The 22,001-nt window shown below is 44.5% G+C and carries 20 protein-coding genes; 16 read left to right on the top strand and 4 right to left on the bottom strand.

The window, feature by feature from the left end:
- The first annotated feature begins 20 nt into the window (after positions 1-20).
- A complete protein-coding gene (locus MHH86_RS05920; RefSeq protein ID WP_036681729.1) occupies positions 21-338 on the top strand; it encodes a pyrimidine/purine nucleoside phosphorylase in 318 nt (105 codons plus the stop codon).
- A 1,011-nt stretch (positions 339-1,349) separates the two neighbouring features.
- On the opposite strand, the gene MHH86_RS05925 is transcribed toward MHH86_RS05920, so the two are convergent.
- Positions 1,350-2,252 (bottom strand): NAD(P)-dependent oxidoreductase, encoded by a 903-nt coding sequence (locus MHH86_RS05925; protein ID WP_076215746.1) that lies wholly within the window; start codon positions 2,250-2,252, stop codon positions 1,350-1,352.
- 235 nt (positions 2,253-2,487) lie between these two features.
- Here MHH86_RS05925 and MHH86_RS05930 point away from each other — a divergent pair, with 235 nt between their 5' ends.
- The 3 genes from MHH86_RS05930 to MHH86_RS05940 all read left to right on the top strand — a co-directional run bounded on the left by MHH86_RS05930 (position 2,488) and on the right by MHH86_RS05940 (position 5,207).
- Positions 2,488-3,843, top strand: coding sequence for a glucose-6-phosphate isomerase (locus tag MHH86_RS05930; RefSeq protein WP_036681734.1), 1,356 nt, complete (start codon positions 2,488-2,490; stop codon positions 3,841-3,843).
- A gap of 146 nt (positions 3,844-3,989) precedes the next feature.
- Positions 3,990-4,622, top strand: a complete 633-nt coding sequence (locus MHH86_RS05935) for a YigZ family protein (protein WP_076104841.1) — start codon at positions 3,990-3,992, stop codon at positions 4,620-4,622.
- Positions 4,623-4,625: 3 nt separating this feature from the next.
- The gene (locus MHH86_RS05940; protein ID WP_036681739.1) at positions 4,626-5,207 is read left to right on the top strand and encodes a TetR/AcrR family transcriptional regulator; all 582 of its coding nucleotides are present in this window, start codon (positions 4,626-4,628) and stop codon (positions 5,205-5,207) included.
- Positions 5,208-5,353: 146 nt separating this feature from the next.
- Here MHH86_RS05940 and MHH86_RS05945 read toward each other — a convergent pair whose 3' ends face one another.
- Positions 5,354-5,755 carry a secondary thiamine-phosphate synthase enzyme YjbQ gene (locus tag MHH86_RS05945; RefSeq protein WP_339211479.1) on the bottom strand — a complete coding sequence of 134 codons (402 nt, stop codon included), beginning with the start codon at positions 5,753-5,755 and terminating at the stop codon, positions 5,354-5,356.
- 208 nt (positions 5,756-5,963) lie between these two features.
- Here MHH86_RS05945 and cysT point away from each other — a divergent pair, with 208 nt between their 5' ends.
- The 7 genes from cysT (at position 5,964) to MHH86_RS05980 (ending at position 13,645) form a co-directional block, all read left to right on the top strand.
- Entirely contained in the window at positions 5,964-6,779 is an 816-nt protein-coding gene (gene cysT / locus MHH86_RS05950; RefSeq protein ID WP_038569140.1) for a sulfate ABC transporter permease subunit CysT, read from the top strand.
- Positions 6,776-7,573, top strand: a complete 798-nt coding sequence (locus MHH86_RS05955) for a sulfate ABC transporter permease subunit (RefSeq protein WP_036681745.1) — start codon at positions 6,776-6,778, stop codon at positions 7,571-7,573. Before cysT ends, MHH86_RS05955 begins: the two co-directional genes overlap by 4 nt.
- A gap of 1 nt (position 7,574) precedes the next feature.
- Entirely contained in the window at positions 7,575-8,639 is a 1,065-nt protein-coding gene (cysA, locus tag MHH86_RS05960) for a sulfate ABC transporter ATP-binding protein (RefSeq protein WP_076104838.1), read from the top strand.
- A 316-nt stretch (positions 8,640-8,955) separates the two neighbouring features.
- The gene (locus MHH86_RS05965) at positions 8,956-10,023 is read left to right on the top strand and encodes a sulfate ABC transporter substrate-binding protein (RefSeq protein WP_076099033.1); all 1,068 of its coding nucleotides are present in this window, start codon (positions 8,956-8,958) and stop codon (positions 10,021-10,023) included.
- Between the two features lie 139 nt (positions 10,024-10,162).
- Positions 10,163-10,948 carry an MBL fold metallo-hydrolase gene (locus MHH86_RS05970; protein ID WP_076099032.1) on the top strand — a complete coding sequence of 262 codons (786 nt, stop codon included), beginning with the start codon at positions 10,163-10,165 and terminating at the stop codon, positions 10,946-10,948.
- 313 nt (positions 10,949-11,261) lie between these two features.
- Positions 11,262-11,843 carry a GNAT family N-acetyltransferase gene (locus MHH86_RS05975; protein WP_076099031.1) on the top strand — a complete coding sequence of 194 codons (582 nt, stop codon included), beginning with the start codon at positions 11,262-11,264 and terminating at the stop codon, positions 11,841-11,843.
- A 17-nt stretch (positions 11,844-11,860) separates the two neighbouring features.
- Positions 11,861-13,645 carry an ABC transporter ATP-binding protein gene (locus MHH86_RS05980; protein ID WP_052096828.1) on the top strand — a complete coding sequence of 595 codons (1,785 nt, stop codon included), beginning with the start codon at positions 11,861-11,863 and terminating at the stop codon, positions 13,643-13,645.
- Positions 13,646-13,716: 71 nt separating this feature from the next.
- Here MHH86_RS05980 and MHH86_RS05985 read toward each other — a convergent pair whose 3' ends face one another.
- The gene (locus MHH86_RS05985; protein ID WP_038569149.1) at positions 13,717-14,520 is read right to left on the bottom strand and encodes a Cof-type HAD-IIB family hydrolase; all 804 of its coding nucleotides are present in this window, start codon (positions 14,518-14,520) and stop codon (positions 13,717-13,719) included.
- 12 nt (positions 14,521-14,532) lie between these two features.
- Entirely contained in the window at positions 14,533-15,480 is a 948-nt protein-coding gene (locus MHH86_RS05990; protein ID WP_339211484.1) for a DMT family transporter, read from the bottom strand.
- 228 nt (positions 15,481-15,708) lie between these two features.
- Here MHH86_RS05990 and MHH86_RS05995 point away from each other — a divergent pair, with 228 nt between their 5' ends.
- From MHH86_RS05995 to MHH86_RS06015, 5 genes are all read left to right on the top strand, one after another.
- Positions 15,709-16,422, top strand: coding sequence for a metal-dependent hydrolase (locus MHH86_RS05995; RefSeq protein WP_038569151.1), 714 nt, complete (start codon positions 15,709-15,711; stop codon positions 16,420-16,422).
- A gap of 59 nt (positions 16,423-16,481) precedes the next feature.
- On the top strand, positions 16,482-18,293 hold the full coding sequence (locus MHH86_RS06000) for a sensor histidine kinase (RefSeq protein WP_339211486.1): 1,812 nt from the start codon (positions 16,482-16,484) through the stop codon (positions 18,291-18,293).
- On the top strand, positions 18,286-19,485 hold the full coding sequence (locus tag MHH86_RS06005; protein WP_051491207.1) for a response regulator: 1,200 nt from the start codon (positions 18,286-18,288) through the stop codon (positions 19,483-19,485). The genes MHH86_RS06000 and MHH86_RS06005 overlap by 8 nt, the downstream gene beginning before the upstream one ends.
- Positions 19,486-19,674: 189 nt before the next feature.
- Complete coding sequence (locus MHH86_RS06010) at positions 19,675-21,006, top strand: extracellular solute-binding protein (RefSeq protein ID WP_076104830.1); 1,332 nt, start codon at positions 19,675-19,677, stop codon at positions 21,004-21,006.
- Positions 21,007-21,113: 107 nt separating this feature from the next.
- Complete coding sequence (locus MHH86_RS06015) at positions 21,114-21,989, top strand: sugar ABC transporter permease (RefSeq protein WP_339211488.1); 876 nt, start codon at positions 21,114-21,116, stop codon at positions 21,987-21,989.
- Positions 21,990-22,001 lie beyond the last annotated feature (12 nt).

A 22,001-nucleotide genomic window follows, 5' to 3' on the forward strand; every position in this document is an offset into this window, starting at 1 on the left:
CATTAGGGGGAGAACAAGTAATGAGTCAGTTTAACAACGCAACGATCGAAAAAGCAGCCAATGTATATTATGGCGGACAAGTAACCAGCCGTACGGTAATTTTGCAAGATGGATCTAAGGTGACACTGGGCATCATGTTGCCGGGTGTGTATGAATTTGGTACTGATGGTCCTGAAATTATGGAGATTCTGTCCGGCGATCTTAAAGTGCTGCTTCCCGGCACTGAGGTATGGCAGGAGATTAAGGGAGCGTCAACGTTCAATGTTCCTGGCAACTCTAAATTTGCGTTGGAAGTATTTGAAGTAACTGATTATTGCTGTTCTTACCCGGTTCTATAGAAAACAGACTTTTCTAAGGGCTGTCCTATAAGTAGCTTTTTTCATTGAGTGAGACGACCCGGATACACTTTAAAAATCGTAGAAGTCAGCAAAGCAGCGGTTCTCCCGTTATTGGAGGATCGCTGCTTTTTGTTGTGGCTGGTGATTGCTTGATGTTCAATTATGTATTCACCATTCTCTTTTGGAGCTTAAGGACTCAAATGACGTTAGAGCTGAATCGGATAATCACTAAATTAGCACTGAGTCAGCACCATTCCTACCACTTAAGGACCCAGATGACGCTATTAGCAAATTTGTAGCCTTTGGAGCAAGCTTTCGGACTCCAGTGCAGCTATTCCATAGAAACAGCCTCATAATTGGCATTTTTTATGCCAATAACGACTATGGAGTCCGATAGCATGCCAAATGTGAGATTATACTGCGAATAAGGTCAGCTGAGTCCGATAGCGCTGTGTCATCACCAACTTTAGGCACCCGGTTAGCGCCAACCCACCGCGTACGGACCCAGATGACGTTAACACTAGATCAACACCAATGTAGCACCGGGTCGACACCAATCCTACCGCTAAGGACCCAGATGACGCTATTAGCAAATTTATAGTCTTTTGAGCAAGTTTTCGGACACCAGTGCAACTATTCCATGGAAATAGGCCCATAATTGGCGCTTTTTATGCCAATAACGACTATGGAGTCCGATAGCCAGCGACTAACTAGCCTAACCAGTAACTAACCAGCATTTCACCACTAATTCAGTAACTTTTTGCGACTAACCAGTACTTCGCGACCTTCTTAGTAACTATCCCACCAACACCGCCACAACGTCCCGAGTAACTCTACAGCAACCAATATTTTCTTGCACTACAACTGTTAATTTGGTATTATAAATATACAAACAAACGTTCGTATATTTGATTTAACAATGGAATTCTCCATAAAGAAAAGACCGTATCGCAATATCATGTGCGGGGCGGTCGTAAATGTTCTTATGAAGGAGGTATTGAGTTCTTGAATTTATTTATCGGATACATTTGCACCCATCTTTTGGCCGATCCACTCTTCGTAACATTTCACTACGGCAGAGAGATCTTCTTCACCATAACCTTGGGTGAATCCAGCTTGGAACATGCTTTTAGCCAAGCCCAGCATAGGAGAAGGAACGCCTGTTGAATCGCTGTGGGCAGAGGCAAGCTTCAAATCCTTAAGCATTAGAGCGAGGGAGAATTGATTGCTGAAATCATCTTCTATGATTTTACGGCCTTTAAGCTCAGCTTGTTTGCTGCCCGCAGAACCAAGTTGTACCAGTTCCAGGAACTTGTCTGCTGGTACGCCTGATTTAACGGCAATGGCGAACCCTTCGGCTAGGGCAACATTATGAATACCTACCATAGCATTGTGAGCCAGCTTGGCCACAGCGCCGCTGCCGTTATCACCCATATGTAGCAGCTTCTTACCCAAAGTATCAAAGATATCACGATGTTGTTCTATGACCTCAGCACTACCGCCGACCATGAACACTAAGGTTCCTTCAATCGCTGCTGGTTTGCTTCCAGTTACTGGCGCGTCTAGGAAATGTCCACCGCGAGCTTCTACAGCAGCGGCAATTTCACGAACTAGTCCTGGTGAAATTGTGCTGGAATCAATAATTAGTCCACCAGGCTTCACAGCATCAAGAATACCATCTTGACCATAAAACACTTCACGAACTGAATCATCATTGCTGATCATGGTAATAATAACATCCTTACCCTCAGCCGCTTCGCGGGGCGTGAGAGCAGTCTGGGCACCTTCTGCTTCAAGAGGTTTACATTTGGCTGCCGTACGGTTGTATACCGTAACCTGAAAGCCGCCACGTAGTAAATTGGAGGCCATAGGCGCACCCATTGTTCCGAGTCCGATAAAACCGATTTGTTTCATTTATATAGCCACCTTCCGTTTTCTTTATTCTATCACGGCACTTTGTCCAGCACCACAGCACACCTATGTCTTTTGATACAGGAAACGCTTCCAAGGAACTTTGAAAAACTTGGTTCTAATGCCCTCTATGTGCCCTAAGACCTTGCCAGTCAAGGCAAATTAAAGTATCCTAATTATAAAGTTGTAACAAACGGTTTTAAATTTAAAGAGATAAAACAGGAGGTTACCATTACCGATGTCTAAGAAGATTAATTTTGACTACACAAAAGCTCTTTCGTTTTTTAACCAACAAGAAATCGACAACCTTGCCGCCCCAGTTAAGCTAGCACACGAACAGTTGCATAACAAAACTGGTGTAGGTTCTGACTACCTTGGATGGATCGATCTGCCGACAGCATATGATAAGGAAGAATTTGCTCGCATTCAACAAGCTGCTAAGAAGATCCAAAGCGATTCCGAGGTACTGATTGTAATTGGTATCGGAGGTTCTTATCTGGGAGCACGCGCAGCTATTGAGGCGTTATCGCATTCTTTCTACAATAACCTTTCTAAAGATAAACGCAAAACTCCAGAAGTTTATTTCGCTGGTAATAACATTAGCTCTACATACATCACGCATCTGCTTGATCTAGTAGAAGGTAAAGACTTCTCCGTGAACGTAATCTCCAAATCTGGAACTACTACTGAGCCAGCGATTGCTTTCCGCATTTTCCGCGCTGCTCTGGAGAAGAAATACGGCAAGGAAGAAGCTCGTAAACGCATTTACGCTACTACAGACAAGGAAAAAGGTGCCCTTAAGAAATTGGCAACTGAAGAAGGTTATGAATCCTTCATCATTCCAGACGATGTAGGCGGACGTTACTCCGTATTGACACCTGTAGGCTTGCTGCCGATTGCTGTAGCTGGCATTAACATTGAAGAAATGATGCAAGGTGCTGCTGCCGCTGCGGATGAGTTCAACAATCCAGATGTAGCTACTAACCAAGCTTATCAATATGCTGCAGTTCGTAACGCTTTATACCGTAAAGGTAAAACAACTGAAATCCTCGTCAACTATGAGCCTTCCTTACACTTTGTATCTGAGTGGTGGAAACAATTGTTTGGCGAAAGTGAAGGTAAGGACTTCAAAGGAATTTATCCTTCTTCCGTTGATTTCTCCACAGATCTACACTCCATGGGTCAATTTATCCAAGAAGGTAACCGCAACATTTTTGAAACGGTTATCCAAGTAGATCAAGTAGCTCATCATGTTACGATTGAGAATGATCCGGATGATCTGGACGGCTTGAACTTCTTAACAGGTAAGACTATGGATTTCGTGAATAAGAAAGCTTTCCAAGGTACAATGCTTGCACATACAGATGGTCAAGTACCTAACCTTATCGTTACTATTCCTGATCAAACACCATACACCTTTGGATATTTGGTGTACTTCTTTGAAAAAGCCTGCGGTATCAGCGGATACTTGCTCGGTGTTAACCCATTTGACCAACCAGGCGTAGAAGCATACAAGAAAAACATGTTCGCATTGCTTGGCAAACCAGGTTACGAAAAAGAAAAAGCAGAGCTAGAAGCAAGACTTACTGAATAGTATTGCAGTAGGTTTTACAATAGCTAGTTATCACAGAACATTCATACTAATGTAAGTCACCAGGAGCAGTCCATAGGTAATCCAATACCGGGACTGCTCCTGACATTATATGAAGACATCATATGTAAATAAGGACTGGAATAATTATGTTAGAACACTATCGAACGGTCCGCTCTTCCGGCTCAAAGGAAGTTGTGATCCGCAAATCTCGCTTCATTGGTCATGTTATGCCAGTGGAGAATGAAGAAGAAGCTTTGTTGTTTATCGAGGACATCAAGAAGAAACATTGGAACGCAACGCATAACTGTTCTGCTTATGTGATTGGGGAGAGAGACGAAATCCAGAGGCAATCGGACGACGGGGAGCCGAGTGGTACAGCCGGCAAACCGATTTTGGAAGTAATCCGCAATCAGGGAGTTAAAAATGTCGCAATCGTAGTTACCCGTTATTTCGGAGGCATTATGCTGGGTGCCGGTGGGCTGATTAGAGCTTATACGGATGGAGCAGTGCTTGCGCTTGAAGCAGGAGAAGTAATCACCCGTGTACTGAGACGAGAGGTATTCGTAGAGATCGAGTACACTTGGCTGGGCAAGGTTGAGAACGAACTTCGAGGAAGAGGGATTCAGACTGGCGAGACTTTGTTCACCGACAAAGTAACGTTGTTATGTTTGCCGCGAAATGATGAGGGTGAGACTTTTATGGCATGGATAACAGATCTAACCCAAGGGCAAGCCCTGATAACAGAAGGGCGGCGGATTTACTACAGCGAAGGGGATTAGTATATGGCAAGGAGAGCAGTGGAGCAGGAGTTGTCGAGGGAAAGGATTCTAGAGGCCGCTAGGCATCTATTTATAACCAAAGGGTATCGGGCAATTTCAATGCGAAGTATTGGTCAGCATTTGGGATATAGCCACGGCTCTCTCTATTATCATTTCAAGGAAAAGGCGGAGTTGTTCTACGCTATTGTTGTAGAGGATTTTAATCATGTGGCTGCTTTACTCAGCCAAGTAATGAATAAACCGCCTGAAGAAGGAATGACAAGGGTAGAACAGCTGATTATGGAATTTATTAGATTTGGAATAGATCATCCCTATCAATATGAAATTATGTTCATGATTCGCGATGAGGAATTGCTAGCTTATTGTAGAGCAGAACAGGGACGATGTTTTGATTTATTCTCAAGTATTGTACGCCGTCATATGAAGGAAGAGGGATATGTGTCTGAGGACTGGCAGAATGTGCCGTTAACAATGTTCTTGTCTGCACACGGATTTATTTCTTATTATATCCAGGATAAAGTATCGTTTGACGATGTGAAAGAGGCAGCGTTAGCTCATATAAAGGTTTTATGTCGCAGCCTTTAACATGCTGTTTTTTTTATAGATCTTCACTTTAAAGCTGTGCATTGGTATAACACTGCTTCTCTGCTTGATGAAAGTATTACTAGACTCTAGTTATAGTCTAAATGGCCGCTCCGTAGCGATAACGGAAGCGGCCATTTGTATGTTTATTATCCCTCTACTATTTTTAAGAAACATTGCCGGCGTCTAGGTCCATCGAACTCACAGAAATAAATACCTTGCCAACGACCGAGAATTAATTCACCTTCGTGGATGATCAGGGTCTGGGAAGGCCCGGTAGTAATAGATTTAAGATGAGAGGCAGTATTGCCTTCCGCATGCCGATACTTCGGATGCTCCCAAGGGTAGACCTCATCCAGACGCATCAGAACATCATGCTTCACATCAGGATCCGCATTTTCATTAATAGCAATACCAGCAGTGGTGTGAGGACAATAAACTACAATTAATCCGTCTTGAATTCCACTTTTTTTTACATAAGAAATGACTTCCCGAGTAATATCACGCAATTCATCCCGCTTTGTAGTAGTGATCTCCATAGTATGCAACATAATCATTCCCCTTCCTGTGAGGTGCCATTTTTTAGTGTACCTTTGATACATATATTTTAACCCAAATTCACTTGAAAGTAATTGACGGCGGTGAGAAGGATTTGGTAAAGTAGTAATAATATAAAACCAAGTATATAAATAGGAATAATTAATGAGGATTTTGGTTAGTATACCGACCGGTTATCCGGAGGTGGGAGGGCAAAAATCATTGAATTCGCTGCTTAGACACAAAGGCTGGACTTGGGGTTTCCGAACTACAATTTTGCTCTATTTTGTAGTATTGATCGTGTTGCCCATACTCGGGGTCTATTACAACTCTTTTTCTCTTGGTTTTGGCAATTTTGTGGAAAGCGTCAGCGACCCAATTGCTTGGAAGTCGGTGCTGTTAACCTTAAAGCTGGCGATTATCGCTACTTTAATTAATGTCTTGTTAGGAACTATGATTGCTTGGGTCCTTATTCGTTATCAATTTGCTGGTAAAGCGCTGCTAAACAGTCTGGTCGATTTACCTTTTGCACTGCCAACAGCTGTCGGAGGTTTGATGATTCTACTGCTGCTTGGACCAGGGAGCCTTATCGGCAAAGCAGCTGAGGCACTTGGATTTGAAATTGTTTTTCATCAACCGGCTATCGTAATTGCTATGGTGTTCGTGACGTTTCCATTCGTGATTCGAGCGGTTCAGCCCTTGCTGGAGGAGTTGGATCCATCCGAAGAGGAAGCAGCATATACAATGGGTGCCAAGGGAGCAAGGGTATTCTGGCAAGTTATTCTTCCATCTATGGCGCCTGGGATGATCAGTGGTGGGATGCTCGCATTTTCAAGGGCACTTGCGGAATTTGGTGCAGTGGTACTCGTCGCAGGTAATATTCCGGGCCGTACGCTTGTATCTTCTGTTTTTATTTTTGGTGAAGTTGAAAGTGATAATCCGGTCTCCGCCGCTGCGGTTTCTGTTATTCTCTTGACCTTATCCTTTCTCATTCTTTGGCTGATTAATATGCTGCAGATGCGGGGGAGACGCTCATGAGAAAACTATGGATTGCTCTTACTTATTTAGTGTTTTTTTTGCTGATTGCTGCTCCATTAGGAAAAATGGCTATGGGTGCTTTTAGTGAAGGATTTGGTGGTTTCTGGAATGCTCTGACTAGGCCCGAAGCGCTGCATGCGCTAATGATGACTGGGCTTGTTGTGATAGTAGTTACGTTATTAAATACATTGTTCGGTATTATGATGGCTCTGTATCTTGTTCGGGCGAACTGGATCGGCAAGCGTCTAAAAGGATTATTGAACAGTATTGTAGATTTGCCTTACGCAGTATCCCCTGTAATTGGAGGATTGATGATTGTCCTGTTGCTGGGTCCCGATAGTACCTTGGGGGCGATTTTTGAGGGGATTGGACTAAAGATCGTTTATGCGATTCCCGGAATGATCATTGCCACTTTATTTGTTACCTTTCCTTTAATGGTGCGCGAGGTGATGCCGGTGCTTCAGGAGATTGGTTCACAGCAGGAGGAAGCGGCTTCGACATTGGGCGCTCGTAGCTGGACTATTTTTTGGAAGGTAACTTGGCCTTCGATTCGTTGGGCGGTTGTGTATGGTGTCATTCTTACGGTGGCACGTTCACTTGGAGAGTTCGGTGCGGTGCTCGTGGTCTCGGGGAACATTATGAATAAAACCCAGACGGCGACAACTTTAGTCTATCAGGATGTTGAGAATTTTAATGTAACGGCTGCTGGAGGAATAGCGCTAGTTCTGGCTGCATTTTCCGCAGGTCTGCTGCTGTTGATGGAATGGACCAAGAGAAGAAAGGAAGTGCAGTAATATGCATGTAGAAGTGCGGGGGTTAAACAAGCATTTTGGAGATTTTCATGCGGTCAAGGACGTCAATTTCACCATTACAAAAGGTCACCTGATTGGATTGCTCGGCCCAAGTGGAGGCGGGAAAACCTCAATTCTACGTATGCTGGCGGGACTGGAGTCACCGGATACCGGAGAGATTATTTTTCATGGTCAAACGGTGAACAATCTTCCTCCTCAAGAACGTGGGATCGGCTTCGTCTTCCAGAACTATGCACTCTTCAAACATATGACTGTATTTGATAATATCGCTTTTGGTCTAAAGGTTAAAAAGGCTAACAAAACAGCCATCCGCGATCGTGTTATGGAACTTGTGGAGCTTACAGGGTTAAAAGGGTTCGAGAAACGTTATCCGCATCAGCTATCAGGGGGACAACGTCAGCGTGTGGCTTTTGCACGTGCGCTTGCGCCTGAACCACAGCTGCTGCTTTTAGATGAACCTTTTGCCGCTATTGATGCGAAGATCCGCCAGGAGCTGCGCGCTTGGCTGCGTGAACTGATTGAACGTGTAGGTATCACCTCTATTTTCGTAACCCATGACCAAGATGAAGCGATTGAAGTAGCGGATGAAATCATGATTATTAATCAAGGACGCTTGGAACAAAAGGGTACCCCGTGGGATATTTACAAGGAGCCTAAAACACCGTTCGTGGCAACATTTATCGGTGAATCTACGCTGATTGAGAACGCTTCTGAGGTTAAAGGCTTTACAGGTGCGGGGGACGGCAAGCCTACCAAAGCACTGATTCGTCCTGAATATATTGAAGTGGGTAACCTGCATGAGTTCAAGATGGCTTCTGCCACGGAAAAAGGTGTTGTGAAACATCTGCATTTCCGCGGAAGCGAATGGCTCGTTGAGGTTGAAGTAAATGGCCACAAGCTGGTCACCTACCGTTCGTTGGAGAAAGAAACCTTGCAGCCGGGTCAGGAAATTTCAGTACTGGTACATCGGGCTTATTTATTTAATGATGAGCGCAGCTGGATCCAGGAGAACAACCTGAAAGAAGATCCAATGCCGATTTTTATTTAAAAATAAATAAAATGATTTTCAATTTTTTTGATAGTAGCGAATGTGATGAGCTAGGATTAGAGGAACTGATGTGAAGGTAAGAAGTAATGAAGTGGAAGTTTGGAACTGTAGGAGCGGAGTGACCGCCTTTGTTTCCGGATTTAATCCGCTGAGATTATAAAATCAATAAATCTGGGAACAACAGCGGCCGAAAGTCCAAACATTCCACGTAATTACGGCAAAGACCAAACGTTGGTTACTTGAATTTTAAGTTTCAGCCATAGAGCTACTTTCAAGGAAATATTAAAAATCATTACCTCGAAGGATGTGGGCCGCAATGAATGTCAAAAGGAGCAGACAACTGCACGGATGTTTTGCTGCCCTAATGCTGGCCATACTCACGCTGACAGCAGTCGGTTGCGGGAATGTGAAGGCAGTTACGACGATGGCAGAGCCTTCGAAGCAAGGGGATGTTACGCTGGTAATTGGCGCATACAGTGTGGCTAAGGATGCAATGCAGGATATTTTGCCGTTATTTGCTGCGAAGTGGAAAGCGGATACGGGTCAGGATATTAGTTTTCAGGAGTCTTATGAGGCTTCAGGGACACAGGCACGAGCGATTGTAGGTGGATTTGAAGCGGATGTGACGCTGCTAGCCATGGAAGGTGATGTCGAGAAGCTAGTTAAGGCTGGACTCGTAGCGTCAACATGGAAAGAGCAGGGTGAACAAGGTATGGTGACACGTTCAGTAGTTGCTCTTGGTACCCGCGAGGGAAATCCCAAAGGCATTCGCGATTTTGCGGACTTAGCCAAGCCGGGGATTAAGGTGTTATATCCAAACCCGAAGACCTCTGGTGGTGCGCAATGGGATATCAACGCGATCTATGGGGCTGGTCTGAAGCTGTCAGAGGAGCAGGAGGGGGCAAAGGATCCAGCAGCAGCCAAAGCTTTTTTGGAAAGCATCCATGCCAATGTAGAGTCTCTGGATAAGAGTGGCCGCGCTTCTATGGCAGCCTTCGAGTATGGAGTGGGGGATGTAATTGTCACCTATGAGAATGAACTGCTGGCGCGGATTGCTCAGGGAGTCAAATACGAAGTCATTATTCCTAAAAATACAATTCTGATTGAGAATCCGGCGGCTGTTATAGAGAAATATGCGGATGAGCATGGGACACGCATAGCATCAGAAGCACTGGTTGATTTTTTGATAACCCCACAGGCACAAGAGATCTTTGCAAAATATGGCTTTCGTCCCGTGGATAAACAAGTCTATACTGAGCACAAAAGCGATTACCCTGATCCGGCGGGCCTCTTTGATATTAACTATTTAGGAGGCTGGGATGAGGTGCGAAGTTCACTTTATTCCAAGCGTGGAATTTGGTATCAGGTACTTGCCGGAATATAAGGTAGAGGTATAACAAAAGAGTCATCCCAGCAGTTCTTCTGTGGTGGGGATGGCTTTTTTTGGTGGGTCTCTTTAAGATAGAGAGAGGGTAATTTTGATTTATTACTTCGTTGAAGAGAACCTGAAGGAGAGATAACAGATGGATACGTTGGTGTTTTTGGGTACAGGGGATGCCATGGGGGTTCCTCGGGTATATTGCAGCTGTGAGACCTGTACAGAGGCAAGGGAACAGGGTGAAAATATTCGCCTGCGCTCTTCTGTACTTATAGATAATGGCAGTGACTTTTTAGTGATCGATTGTGGGCCTGACTGGCGGCGTCAGATGGAGGCGCAGGGAGTACGGAATATGCGCAGACTGCTGGTGACACACGCTCATTTTGATCATATTGGTGGGCTGCCGGAATGGGCGGATTCTTGCCGTTGGATGGGATATAAGGGCCAGCTCTATGCACCAGCGGAAGTGATTCCGATTATTGAGCGGCAATACCCGTGGCTGCGCAATCAGATCGAGATGATTCCTTGTGATGAAGGTATAGAGCTAGACGGCTGGACAATAGATACCTGGAAAGTGAACCATGGCAAGAATGGATACTCGTATGCTTTTCGTCTGGAGAAGGAGGGCTATGTATGGGTGTATTGTCCAGATTCCATTTCTCTTGGAGCTGAAGAGACACGCCTGATGCATGGAGCTGACTTGCTGGTATTAGGTACAAGCTTCTATTACGAAGCAGCGGAGTTATCGACTCGTTCTGTGTACGATATGACGGAAGCAGCGGAGCTGCTGCAAACTGTGAAGCCTCAAAAGGCAATCTATACCCATATGTCGCATGATGTGGATATGAGAAAATCATATATTTTACCGGAAAATGTTACGCTGGCCGAGACGGGGATGAGAATACCCTTAGGATCTTCGGAGATCAGCTGAAATTTAGATAAAAAGAAAACTCCCTTTTGCTGGAAGGAAGTTTTCATGATCCTATTTAAACCTGTTAAATTCCGCCTTGTTGAATATGTTTAATGAACTCTTCAAGCCAATAAATGGAGTGGTCCGCTTTAGTTGAGATATTCACTAAATCAAAAAGGGACATCATTCGGGCAACTTCAGCCTGTTGATGTTCCTTTTGTGATTTCTATTGCATTCAGTATTCAGATCCCGATATATACTATATAATCAAAAAGCATATCGTATTATTTTTACATATTTAGAATAATTATCATCGCCAAAGGAGGAGTACGAAGTGGCTGACTCCAAGGATCCAATCCTGCTTGATTTTCCCGAGAGTTTTGAAACAGAGAGGCTGCTCATTCGTGCCCCTTTATGGGGAGATGGAGTTAGCATGAATGAGGCTATCCGTGAAAGTATAGATGAATTGAGACCTTGGATGGCTTTTGCTCAAGTAATACCCACATTAGAAGAATCAGAGAAAGTTACTAGAGAAGGCAGACTGGAGTTTCTAAAAAGGGATAAGCTACATATGCGTATTTTTAGAAGGGATACGGAGGGTTTTATCGGCTGCATTAGCCTGCATCATCTAAACTGGGAACTCCGCAATTTTGAGATTGGTTATTGGATCCGGAGCGCCTGTGCAGGCAAAGGATATATGACAGAAGCCGTAAATGGAATCACCAATTTTGCCATACGGGAATTAGGGGCGAATCGTCTCGAAATCTTTTGTAGTGCACGAAATATCAAAAGTGCCGCGGTAGCCGAACGTGCGGGTTTTACACTGGAGGGGATCCTGCGCAGTACGAGTCTTGGGCATGATGGGGAATGGCATGACAGTAAGGTGTTCGCTAAGGTTAGAGGTATAGAATTTTAAGTGAGAGGGCTGGTTCTTTGAAGCAGAAAGGCGTATTTTCAAGATTAAGTACATATATGTTAAGGCACAAGCTCTTATATACGATTTTATTATTTACGACTTTATTTGGGATTGTTCTGGATTTAACGATTGCTTGGCTGCTCTCAGTAATTACGGATGCTGCGGTTAGACTCGATGTGAAAGCTTTTAAAGGGCTGGTTATTTTCGGATTAATCTACTTATTAGTGAGTGCAATTAACGGTTTCATCGATCGATATTTCAAAAATAAAATCTCTGCCAAGATCAGAAATGAGCTGCGGTTGGATATGATGCGGCATGCCTTAGCTCTTCCTCAGTCTTATTTTGACCGTAATCATTCTGGGGATTTATTGTCCCGCTTTACTAATGATAATCAATCTGTTGGTAATGCTGCAGGCGAGGTAATGATTGATCTAATCCGTAACCCTTTACTAGCCCTCGCGGCTTTTGGTTATTTGCTCTATATTAACTGGTTACTGGCATTGATCTGTTTTGCAATGGGGCCTTTGATGTTCCTTACGGGAAAAATCTTCGGTTCAGCGATGCGTGAGAACAGTGTGAAGATTCAGACTAATATGAGTAAGATTACTTCCTTTTTACATGACATTCTAGGCAGTAGTATGGTGTTTAAATCCTTTAGCATTGAACGCAGACTAATGAAGCAATATCAGGAGCATAGTGAGAATATTACTTCTGAAGAATTAAAACGGGGAAGAATTGAGGGAGCTACTGGCTCATTCTCCTCTTTTTTGGGAAACTTTACGTTTCTTCTGGCGCTGGTCGTGGCTGGTTATTTTGTGGCAAAAGGATCACTTGAGGTCGGTGCGATGATTGCTTTCATCCAGCTCATGAATTATTTAGTGATGCCGTTCTCGTCATTGCCGGGACTGATCAATTCGATGCAGCAATCACTTGGGGCGGCGGGACGGATCTTTGAGGTGTTGGATAGCCCGGTGGAGGTTGAGACCCTTCCAGAAGTGGAGACAAAGCAACCAGAATTTGAGAGTATGGTTATGTCGTCGATCTCTTTCTCGTATCCGGGAGCAGAGAGACAAAGTATAAACAAGATCAGCTTAGAGCTTCAAAAAGGAACACAGATGGCGGTTGTGGGACCGAGTGGTGGAGGTAAATCTACGCTTTTCAAACTATTGCTGGGATTGTATGAACCCGATGAAGGCGAAGTAATAATCAATGGGCAGCGGATCAACGAGATGAGTCTGGCTAAGCTTAGAAGTTATTTTTCCTATGTGCCGCAAGAGGCAGGTCTTTATACGGGAAGCATTCGTGATAATATCCGGAATGGAAATCCAGAGGCGGATGAGCAAGAAATTCTGGAAGCTTTGCGAAAAGCGAATGCCTATGATTTTGTAATGGAATTGCCTGAGGGACTGGATACTGATATTGGTGAGGAAGGCTCACGACTGTCCGGGGGACAACGTCAGCGGCTTTCCATTGCAAGAGCAATTCTGAGAAACGCTCCTATTCTGCTGTTGGATGAAGCTACTGCTGCACTTGACAATGAATCAGAAAAACTGGTGCAGCAGGCCATTCGTAAACTAATGGGAGACAAAACTACACTCGTTATCGCGCACCGTTTATCTACGATTCAGAACGCTGATATCATTCTCGTGATGGAGAATGGTGAAATTGTGGAGAGTGGAACGCATGATGTACTGCTTGCTGCTGAAGGAAGATATAATGATTTGTATTATTCTCAGCTAGAGCAGGAAGAAGAGAGTGGAATGGGACCCGAGAAAGTGGAATTAGCTTCTACAGGTGTTTGAGTGTTGGAATAAAAAAGGGTGCAGCAACGTCATAAAATATGGCGTTGCTGCACCCTTTTGCTTAAGGAAGTTTAGTTCACTTTATTAAGAATGAATTTATCAATCGCATATTTCACGCCATCGTCATTGTTGCTTAAGGTCACAAAATCAGCAATTTCTTTCAGAGCAGGAATAGCATTCTCCATAGCGACGCCAAGTCCGGCAGCTTCCAGCATCTCATGGTCGTTCCAAGAATCACCTACAGCGATAGTCTCGGAAAGCTCACAGCCGTAATGTTTGGCTAGGAATTCAAGTGCAATGCCCTTGGTTCCTTCATGATGCATGATTTCCAGGAAGTGTGGTTTGGATTTGGTAATATGCACGGAATCACCAAGCAATTCATGCAGGATTGGAGCCAGTTCATCCAAGAAATCAGGATCATCGATAATTAGCATTTTTGGTGTTTTTTGCGGGACAAGCTTTTCCCAGTCAGGCTCAATAAAATATTGCGTTTTATTCAAGTCCGTATAGTCTTTGATCTTTTGGTTGTCTTCACGGGCATATAGCTTGTCGTCAATGTAAGTTTGCAGATGCAGATTATGCTCCACGCAGTAAGTGAACAGCTTGCGGACTGCATCTTGCGGGACGTAACGCTCATACAGTACTTTTTCATCGAGCAAGTTCTTAACGAGTGCACCCTGGTAAGTAATGATAGGTACGTTTAGTCCAGTTTGACGGGCAATGGCTTGAGCGGAAGCGTAAGCACGGCCTGTAGCAAGGGTTACAACAACACCTGCGGCAACAGCCTCTTCAAGCGCAGTTTGGGTAGCGGGTGTTACTTCCTTGTCATCATTAATCAGAGTGTCATCAATATCAATCGCGATCAATTTGTACATTTGTCTCTCTCCTTATCTCTTTCTAAATAGATGTAATTTGGAAAAATAACTCTTCTTATGTTGATTCTGACCCGGTTCCGGGCTCAGCTCTGCCATAAGCATAGCCCCCAGAATACAACCACAACCGAGCAGAGCGGACAACCCGAGTGTTTCCCCGCCAAAGGCTAAACCCGTCAGAACGGCAAATACCGGTTCTGTGGCATAAATAATGGCTACCCGTGATGGGGTAGTATATTTCTGACAGGCGGTTTGAATCCAGAAGGCAAAAGCGCTGGTTGGCCCGATGGAGATCAGCAGAGCCCAAAGCACATCTGGGTCCTTAATCAGCTCCCCGCTGTGGGCGAGCGGTGTTGCCCCTTCAAAAATAAGCGAGGCAGCAATACTGAACAGCCCAACGAAAGCAAGCTGCAGAGTAGCTAGCGGCAACGCCGGATAATGAGGTGCATAAACGCCAGTATAGGCTACCTGTAACGCAAAAGCTATGGCACACAGAAGAATCAAGGCATCGCCTTTATTCAAGGATAATGCAGAGCCCGTGAAGGTCAACAGATAAAGCCCGATTGCGGCGAGTGCCGCACTGAACCAAGTGTATCGTGAAATCGCATGCTTCAATAAGGCTAGAGACAGAAAGGGTACTAGGACAACTGATAGCCCGGTAATAAAGCCGGTATTAGAGGTTGTTGTATATAGAAGTCCCATAGTCTGAAAGCCATAGCCCATAAACAAAAAAAGGCCAAGCAGCAGAGAATCGCGTACCATGCGGAAACTTAGCTGTTTCCAATCCTTGCGGTAAGAAATAACTGTGATTAGAGCCAGCAACAGGGCAGCGCCCATAAAGCGGATGCTATTAAACGCGAGCGGTGGCAGCACCTTGACAGCATTTTGTACAATCAGAAAGGTACATCCCCACATCATCGCCACTAATAGCAGGCTAAAATCGGCTATACGGGAACGCTTCACTACTTAGGTCATCCTTTCTTCAGCAGCTGTCGCCTCTATGTAGACGACAAGGTCAAGTTGTCCAAATTGTATCGTATATTCATGGAGAGGACAAGATAGAAATCGCGTAAAGGCTTATATACTAAGCGATTTCAGCGTTTTATGTAGACAAAAAATCCGGGTCTTGATATACTTCGATAACCGCACATTTGTTCTTGTTTTTGCATCTTAGAAAGGAGCGGTTTCACTATGATGGGCAGATCCCATTTAATTATCAGCACCGGGGTTACCCTATCTGTTATGAGTTTGATGGCCCATGAGATTACAATCCCGGTTATTGCCGTCGCGGCATTAAGTTCGCTCCTGCCAGACATTGATGAACCGAATTCGTTACTGGTACGCAAGGCGATTCCTGACTTTCTGCTCAGGATACTACAGGTTGCTTTGATAGGAGCAGCGATTTATCTTTATTTTGCAGGAATCGTTGAAAGCCCGTGGAATATTGTACTGGCCCTACTTGTGGGGAGTGTAACTTTCCTGCCGGGAAGAAAGCTGCGGCATCTGGTGATGGTACTAATCGCTACTGCGGTATTTGCATACGGAGGGGCGTATGATCCTTGGAACTACATAGTAGCTTGTATACTCGTAGTTACATCACTTGTCCCGCATCGTGGATTGACTCATACCTTATATGCTGTTGCAGGCTGGAGCACTTTATTGTATTTTGCTTCATCGGGTATACAGGATGGTGGCAGTCTATGGATAGCAGGCGGCATGTCTTATGCGCTTCATCTATTGGCCGACTCTCTCACCCAAAGGGGAATTACGCCCCTGCCGCCCATTCCATTTAAGCTGCGTCTAAAGCTAATGAGTACAGGCACGAAAAAAGGTGGAGCTGTAGAGAATGTTTTTATCCTGCTCACACTCGCCCTAGTTGTATATGTATTTATACTTTCTCCTTGAGATTTACGGATATGAAGCACATAATGAATTACCGCTAGAACACACAGGAGGCGGCTGTTATGCGGGGGGATTCCTTAGTGAAGTGGTTTGGAAGATTGCAGATTCGTAATAAAATAATCCTTATTTTTATACCGTTGATCATTTTTCCATTGCTTGCTTTAGGCTTGCTCTCAGGGCAGATGTTCAGCCGTTCGATGATCGAAAAGGCTAAGTACAATTTTAAAGATGAATCCAAGCTCATCATGCAGCAAATAGATACGATTGTAAAAAATACGGAGAGCAGTGCCAACATTATAACTACCGACATCCATCGGATGTATGCTGAACGTCCGTTGTTATCCTCGACAGTGGAGCAGACGCGGTTTCGCAATTTAATGCAGAGCCAGCTTTCTATCGATCTGATTATTTTTCCGGATGTCGATTCTGCTGTATTTGTGGATACGGAAAGCCAGATTTATTCCTCTTACGCCTACGGTAATCCTAACGAGCAGAAGGTATTTACCAGCGATATGCTGGAGAAGGCTAAAGAAAAAGGCAGCTACGGTGTCAACCGTTGGCTTCCCATGGAACAGAGAGATTATCTGGTTAGTGATCCGGCAGTTCCGGTGCTCACACTAAGTAAAGTCGTGTACAATCTTAAAACGGGCAACCTAATAGGTACATTATTTGTGAACGTAAAAGAAGATGCTCTCTCTGCTTTTCTGGAAACCGCTAGAGAAACCTCTTCGGACAAGAAATATTTTATAGTAGACGGAACGCAAAGGACCGTGTCCACCCCTGATAAATCAAAGCTTCTACTGAAGCCTGAGGACAGACTGAACGGCAGTCTTAGGAAGACGGGAAGCTCTGTCTCGGAAATTATCGGCAAGGGGAGCGGGCGAGAGCTGGTCACTGTGACGTATTATGATAAGCTGAATTGGAAGCTTGTGAATACGATTTCGCTGCAGAAGTTAACTGCGGATATTCACCGTAATATAACGTTAACTATATTCGTGGGAATAGGATGCCTGTTACTGTCTCTGCTGCTTGCAGGAAAGCTGTCACAGATTATCGTAAATCCGCTTCTTCAGGTGACGAAGGCGATGCGTAAAGTAAGGGAAGGCGATCTGAATGTCACCTCACCAGTGACTACAGAGGATGAGACGGGGCTGATCTCCACCGTATTCAATTCCATGGTTGGTCGTATTCAGGAGCTGATGCGGACGATTACGAACGAACAAGTCCGGAAACGTGAATATGAACTAGCTCTGATTCATGCCCAGATTAAACCCCATTTTCTGTATAACACACTGGATACGATTTATGTACTCAACGATTTGGAGCTTAATGAAGCAGCTCGGGATACGACCAAGGCACTGGCAGACTTCTATCGGGTTGTTCTTAGCAAAGGGAACGAGGTTATTCCACTGTCCGAGGAAGTATCAAATGCAGCTGATTATTTGGCTATTATGCAGGTTCGCAACCCCGACGTATTACGTTACGAGATTAATATCCCGAAATCTCTCGAAGGAGTCAAGGTACCCAAATTGTCCCTGCAGCCGCTCATCGAGAATGCAATCTACCATGGATTAAAAACAAAGGGAAGTCAGGGGCTAATCTCAATAGAGGCTTATACACACGGAAGAGAAGTTATCATTACCGTGGAGGATAACGGTGTTGGCATGTCCGGGGAGCAGGTGTCGCGGATTGTAGAATACCGCTCACGAGAAGGAAAACCGGCATCCATTGGCATTTACAGCGTTCATGAACGGATTAAGCTGTATTTTGGAGAACCATATGGCCTATCGGTAGAAAGTAAACTGGGAAAAGGTACTGTTATGAAAATGACGATTCCCGGTACGGAAGCGCAGGGGGGCAGCATAGATGTATAAAGTGATGGTTGTAGATGACGAGCCGCTGTTTCGTTATTATATGCGGACCAAGCTGGATTGGAGTAAATATGATTTCAGTGTCTGTGGTGAAGCGTCAAATGGCAGAGAAGCGCTGGAAGAAGCGGAACGGACGAAACCAGATTTGGCTTTAGTGGACATTAGTATGCCCTATATGGACGGTATGGAGCTGGTTACCCGGTTACAGGCCAATGCTCCTGATATGCTTATTGTTTTTGTAACAGGGCACAATGAATTTGATTATGCGCAAAAAGCGATTCGCTTAGGTGTACAAGATTATTTATTGAAACCGTTTAACCAGCAAGAGTTTAACGAGATGATGATCAAGGTGAAGCAGCGCCTTCAGTCACATAAAATAGGTGCACGCAAAGCTGGGAAGCCGGAAATAATTGCAGAAGGAACGGCTTCCAATAAGCTCTTTCCACTCCAAATGGACGAGCAGAATTCCTCTGAAGGGATAGAGGAGTTCTCCTTTCCATCCAAAGAAATCACTCATCTTGGAATTCAGGATGCCATGCTGATGGCGTTAAAGATGGGGGATGGCGATGCAGCGGCGAAGGACATAAGCAAATTAATTGAGATTCTACGACGCCAGAGAGGGGGAGGCAGCTATTCCTTTACTCTATTAATGAGTATAGTATCCCTTTGCCTTGCCTATGCTGGAGAAAGAGGGATCAATCCGGAAAGTCTCTGGAAACCAGCAGGTTCACCGGAGCAGCGGCTACGGGAGATGGATAACTGGGATGAGACTGAAAGCTGGATAAAAGGCTTGTACAGTAAAGTCATTGATCAAGGTCGTGAGCACCGCCCCTCTAAGTCGTACAATTTATTCATTGCCGCCAAAGAGTACATCCGGGAGCATTATTCCGATTGTGAGCTGACAGTTGACCAGGTGGCGAATGGCGTTTATGTAGATACCAGCTATTTACGGAAGGTTTTTCGAAAAGAAGGTGGAATCTCTGTACTTGATTTCATTACCTATACTCGTATGAAGCAGGCCAAGGAACTGCTTGCTGGAGGAAATGTGAGACTGTCTGAAATCGCCGGTAAAGTGGGCTATAATGACCCGAATTATTTCAGTAAATGCTTTAAAAAACACTATGGCATGCCGCCGTCTGAATTTGAGCAGCTGGCTGCCCGTTCCCGCCATATTGGCGTTAATAATGAAATTTAATAAACATATTTGGTGGCGGCTCTCTGGTGAGGCCGCTTTCATTTTGTCCTGTTTATTACCGATTGTGCCCGATATGGCTCTTTTTGGGTCTTCAAGGCTCAAATATAATAGAAACAGGACGATGAAAACGCTAACAAATAGCGGATTCAACTAGCTCCACTAAATAGAGCATCAGAAAGGGGATTCATTATGAGCAACAAGCTATTCAGAACACTGGGGGTTGCAACCGTTTTATCCTTAGCTTTCTCACTTACAGCCTGTGGTGGTAACAATGCCGGAAACGGTGGTTCAACCTCTGAAGGTTCCAATACGACCGCTGGGAATACCGATAAGAAAATTCAAATAAAAATTTATGCACAGCATTTTGACGAAGATACTTCAAAGCCATTTGATTATGCCGTAGAGGAATTAAAAAAGGAAATGCCGGAGGTGGAGATTGTACTGGATGAGGCTGTTCAAGATGGCTACCAGAAGCTGAAAACATATGCCGCGACTGGGAACATGCCGGATATTTATGAAACAGACTGGCCTACGCTGCAAACCTTCGCCAAATCTAAAAATGTTGAGCTGCTTGATGAATACCAAGCCACCAAAGATTTCAAAGCGAATCTAAATACAGGGAATGAATCCCGTCTGATTGCCCCAGACGGTCATGTATATGCATTCCCATATACGGGAATTGAATTCCAAATGTTGTTTTACAACAAGGATATCTTTAAAGAGGTAGGCATCGAGATGCCGATCAAGACGATCGATCAGCTGGCTGAAGCGGCTAAGAAGCTTTCTTCAGCAGGTTATACACCGCTCTCAATTTTCGCGAAAGAGAAATGGATCACTACTTCTTTTTATAGCGGACTTGTGACTCGTGAGGAGACGAAAGGGTTTGGCCCACTCGAAACGAAGGGAACGACAACATTGCCTTCGCCTTATGTAACAGCAGCAGAACAAATGAAGAAGCTGGAAGAAGCAGGCTTGTTCGACGTCAATGCTACGAATACCAATTATGATCAAGCTTCATCTTTGTTCTACCAAGGAAAAGCTGGCATGTTCGTCAACGGTCAGTGGGAAATCTACAGCAGTGCTGAGAAGCTTGGGGATAAAGTGGATTGGATGTACTGGCCAGCTAAGGACGAAGCGACTTATGAGAACAACAAAATGTACATTAACGGTGCAGGAGGTCCTGGTGGCTTTGCCGTTTCTCCAAGCAGCAAGAATGTAGAGACTGCAGTGAAAGTAGCTAGTTTCATCGCACAAAAATATAGCGAATACAAATATACACAGCTGGGTAGCCCGATCGTAGCGACTAAAGTGGATAAAGAAATGACCGGTGAAGTGCCTGCCATGATGAAAAGAATCGCTGAAGAAGTGCTGCCAAACGTGAAGGGTTACGCCAATGCGGTAAGCAGTGTTCAAATTAAAAATGCACTGGACGACAATACACAAAATATGTTGATTGAAGGATTCTCGGCTAAGCAGTTCACGGATAACATGAACCGAGTGCTGAACAAAGAAAATAAATAATTAGAGAAATAAAATAAATAAAAATTGGTCCATGCCAAGCCGCTCACCCGGATCGAGCCCTTATATCGGGTGAGCGGCTTGGCAAGGAAGGAGTGGAATCTTACCGCATGCATAAATACTTAGGTAATAAGAAAGCCATAATGCTGTTTCTGCTTCCCGCTCTGCTGATTTATAGCGTAGTGATTATCTATCCGGTGCTTCAATCCTTTTATCGTAGCTTTTTCGAGTGGGACGGGCTCAGTACGGCTACTTTTAACGGATTGTCCAACTATGTAGAGTTGTTTGATGATCCATTGCTTTTGACTTCCCTTCGTAACGGCCTTATTTTTGCACTGGTACTCGCTGTATTTCAGATCGGATTGGGAACCATTCTTGCGCTTGCCTGTGCCGATCCTCGAATCAAAGGGCGTAAATTGTTGAAAACAGCTTATTTTATTCCCGTAGTTCTGTCGGTTACGGTTGTTTGTCAGCTATGGATTGCCATCTACGATCCGAATAACGGATTGATCAATAGGCTTTTTGAAATTTTGCATATTCCTTATCAACAAAACTGGCTTACTTCTCCAACCACATCCATAATTGCGATTGCCTTTGTTAATGCCTGGCAGTTCATGGGTTACCAGTTCAGTCTTTTATATGCGGGGGTTAAATCTGTCCCTGAGCAGTACATGGAAGCTGCCACGATTGACGGTTGCTCCAAATGGATGGCGCATCGTAAGGTGACAATTCCAATGATGAAGGAGACGTTCAAATTCTGTCTGATCATTGCCATTACTTCAGGAATCGGTGCTTTTGTACAAATGTTGATTATGACTAACGGCGGACCGGGAACGAGTAACTATACGCTTACCTTTATGATTTATCGTTATGCATTCTTGGAAAGCAACTACGGCTATGCCTGTGCGGTATCGGTTGTGCTTGTCCTTCTGTCGCTTCTGGCCACCATTATTATCAACAAGACATTTGACCGAAATGAAGCATAAGGCAGTACGCCG

This window comes from Paenibacillus sp. FSL F4-0097 (assembly GCF_038593125.1).
Taxonomy (GTDB): Bacteria; Bacillota; Bacilli; order Paenibacillales; family Paenibacillaceae; genus Paenibacillus_AQ; species Paenibacillus_AQ odorifer.

Excerpts from the sequence above, each read along its gene's own strand:
- MHH86_RS06005 (WP_051491207.1), top strand. The coding sequence starts at position 18,286 with ATGTATAAAGTGATGGTTGTAGATGACGAGCCGCTGTTTCGTTATTAT.
- MHH86_RS05995 (WP_038569151.1), top strand. The coding sequence starts at position 15,709 with ATGATGGGCAGATCCCATTTAATTATCAGCACCGGGGTTACCCTATCT.
- MHH86_RS05925 (WP_076215746.1), bottom strand. The coding sequence starts at position 2,252 with ATGAAACAAATCGGTTTTATCGGACTCGGAACAATGGGTGCGCCTATG.
- MHH86_RS06000 (WP_339211486.1), top strand. The coding sequence starts at position 16,482 with ATGCGGGGGGATTCCTTAGTGAAGTGGTTTGGAAGATTGCAGATTCGT.
- MHH86_RS05970 (WP_076099032.1), top strand. The coding sequence starts at position 10,163 with ATGGATACGTTGGTGTTTTTGGGTACAGGGGATGCCATGGGGGTTCCT.
- cysA (WP_076104838.1), top strand. The coding sequence starts at position 7,575 with ATGCATGTAGAAGTGCGGGGGTTAAACAAGCATTTTGGAGATTTTCAT.
- MHH86_RS05955 (WP_036681745.1), top strand. The coding sequence starts at position 6,776 with ATGAGAAAACTATGGATTGCTCTTACTTATTTAGTGTTTTTTTTGCTG.
- MHH86_RS05945 (WP_339211479.1), bottom strand. The coding sequence starts at position 5,755 with ATGTTGCATACTATGGAGATCACTACTACAAAGCGGGATGAATTGCGT.
- MHH86_RS05940 (WP_036681739.1), top strand. The coding sequence starts at position 4,626 with ATGGCAAGGAGAGCAGTGGAGCAGGAGTTGTCGAGGGAAAGGATTCTA.
- MHH86_RS05930 (WP_036681734.1), top strand. The coding sequence starts at position 2,488 with ATGTCTAAGAAGATTAATTTTGACTACACAAAAGCTCTTTCGTTTTTT.
- MHH86_RS05920 (WP_036681729.1), top strand. The coding sequence starts at position 21 with ATGAGTCAGTTTAACAACGCAACGATCGAAAAAGCAGCCAATGTATAT.
- MHH86_RS05935 (WP_076104841.1), top strand. The coding sequence starts at position 3,990 with ATGTTAGAACACTATCGAACGGTCCGCTCTTCCGGCTCAAAGGAAGTT.
- MHH86_RS06015 (WP_339211488.1), top strand. The coding sequence starts at position 21,114 with ATGCATAAATACTTAGGTAATAAGAAAGCCATAATGCTGTTTCTGCTT.
- MHH86_RS06010 (WP_076104830.1), top strand. The coding sequence starts at position 19,675 with ATGAGCAACAAGCTATTCAGAACACTGGGGGTTGCAACCGTTTTATCC.
- MHH86_RS05985 (WP_038569149.1), bottom strand. The coding sequence starts at position 14,520 with ATGTACAAATTGATCGCGATTGATATTGATGACACTCTGATTAATGAT.
- MHH86_RS05965 (WP_076099033.1), top strand. The coding sequence starts at position 8,956 with ATGAATGTCAAAAGGAGCAGACAACTGCACGGATGTTTTGCTGCCCTA.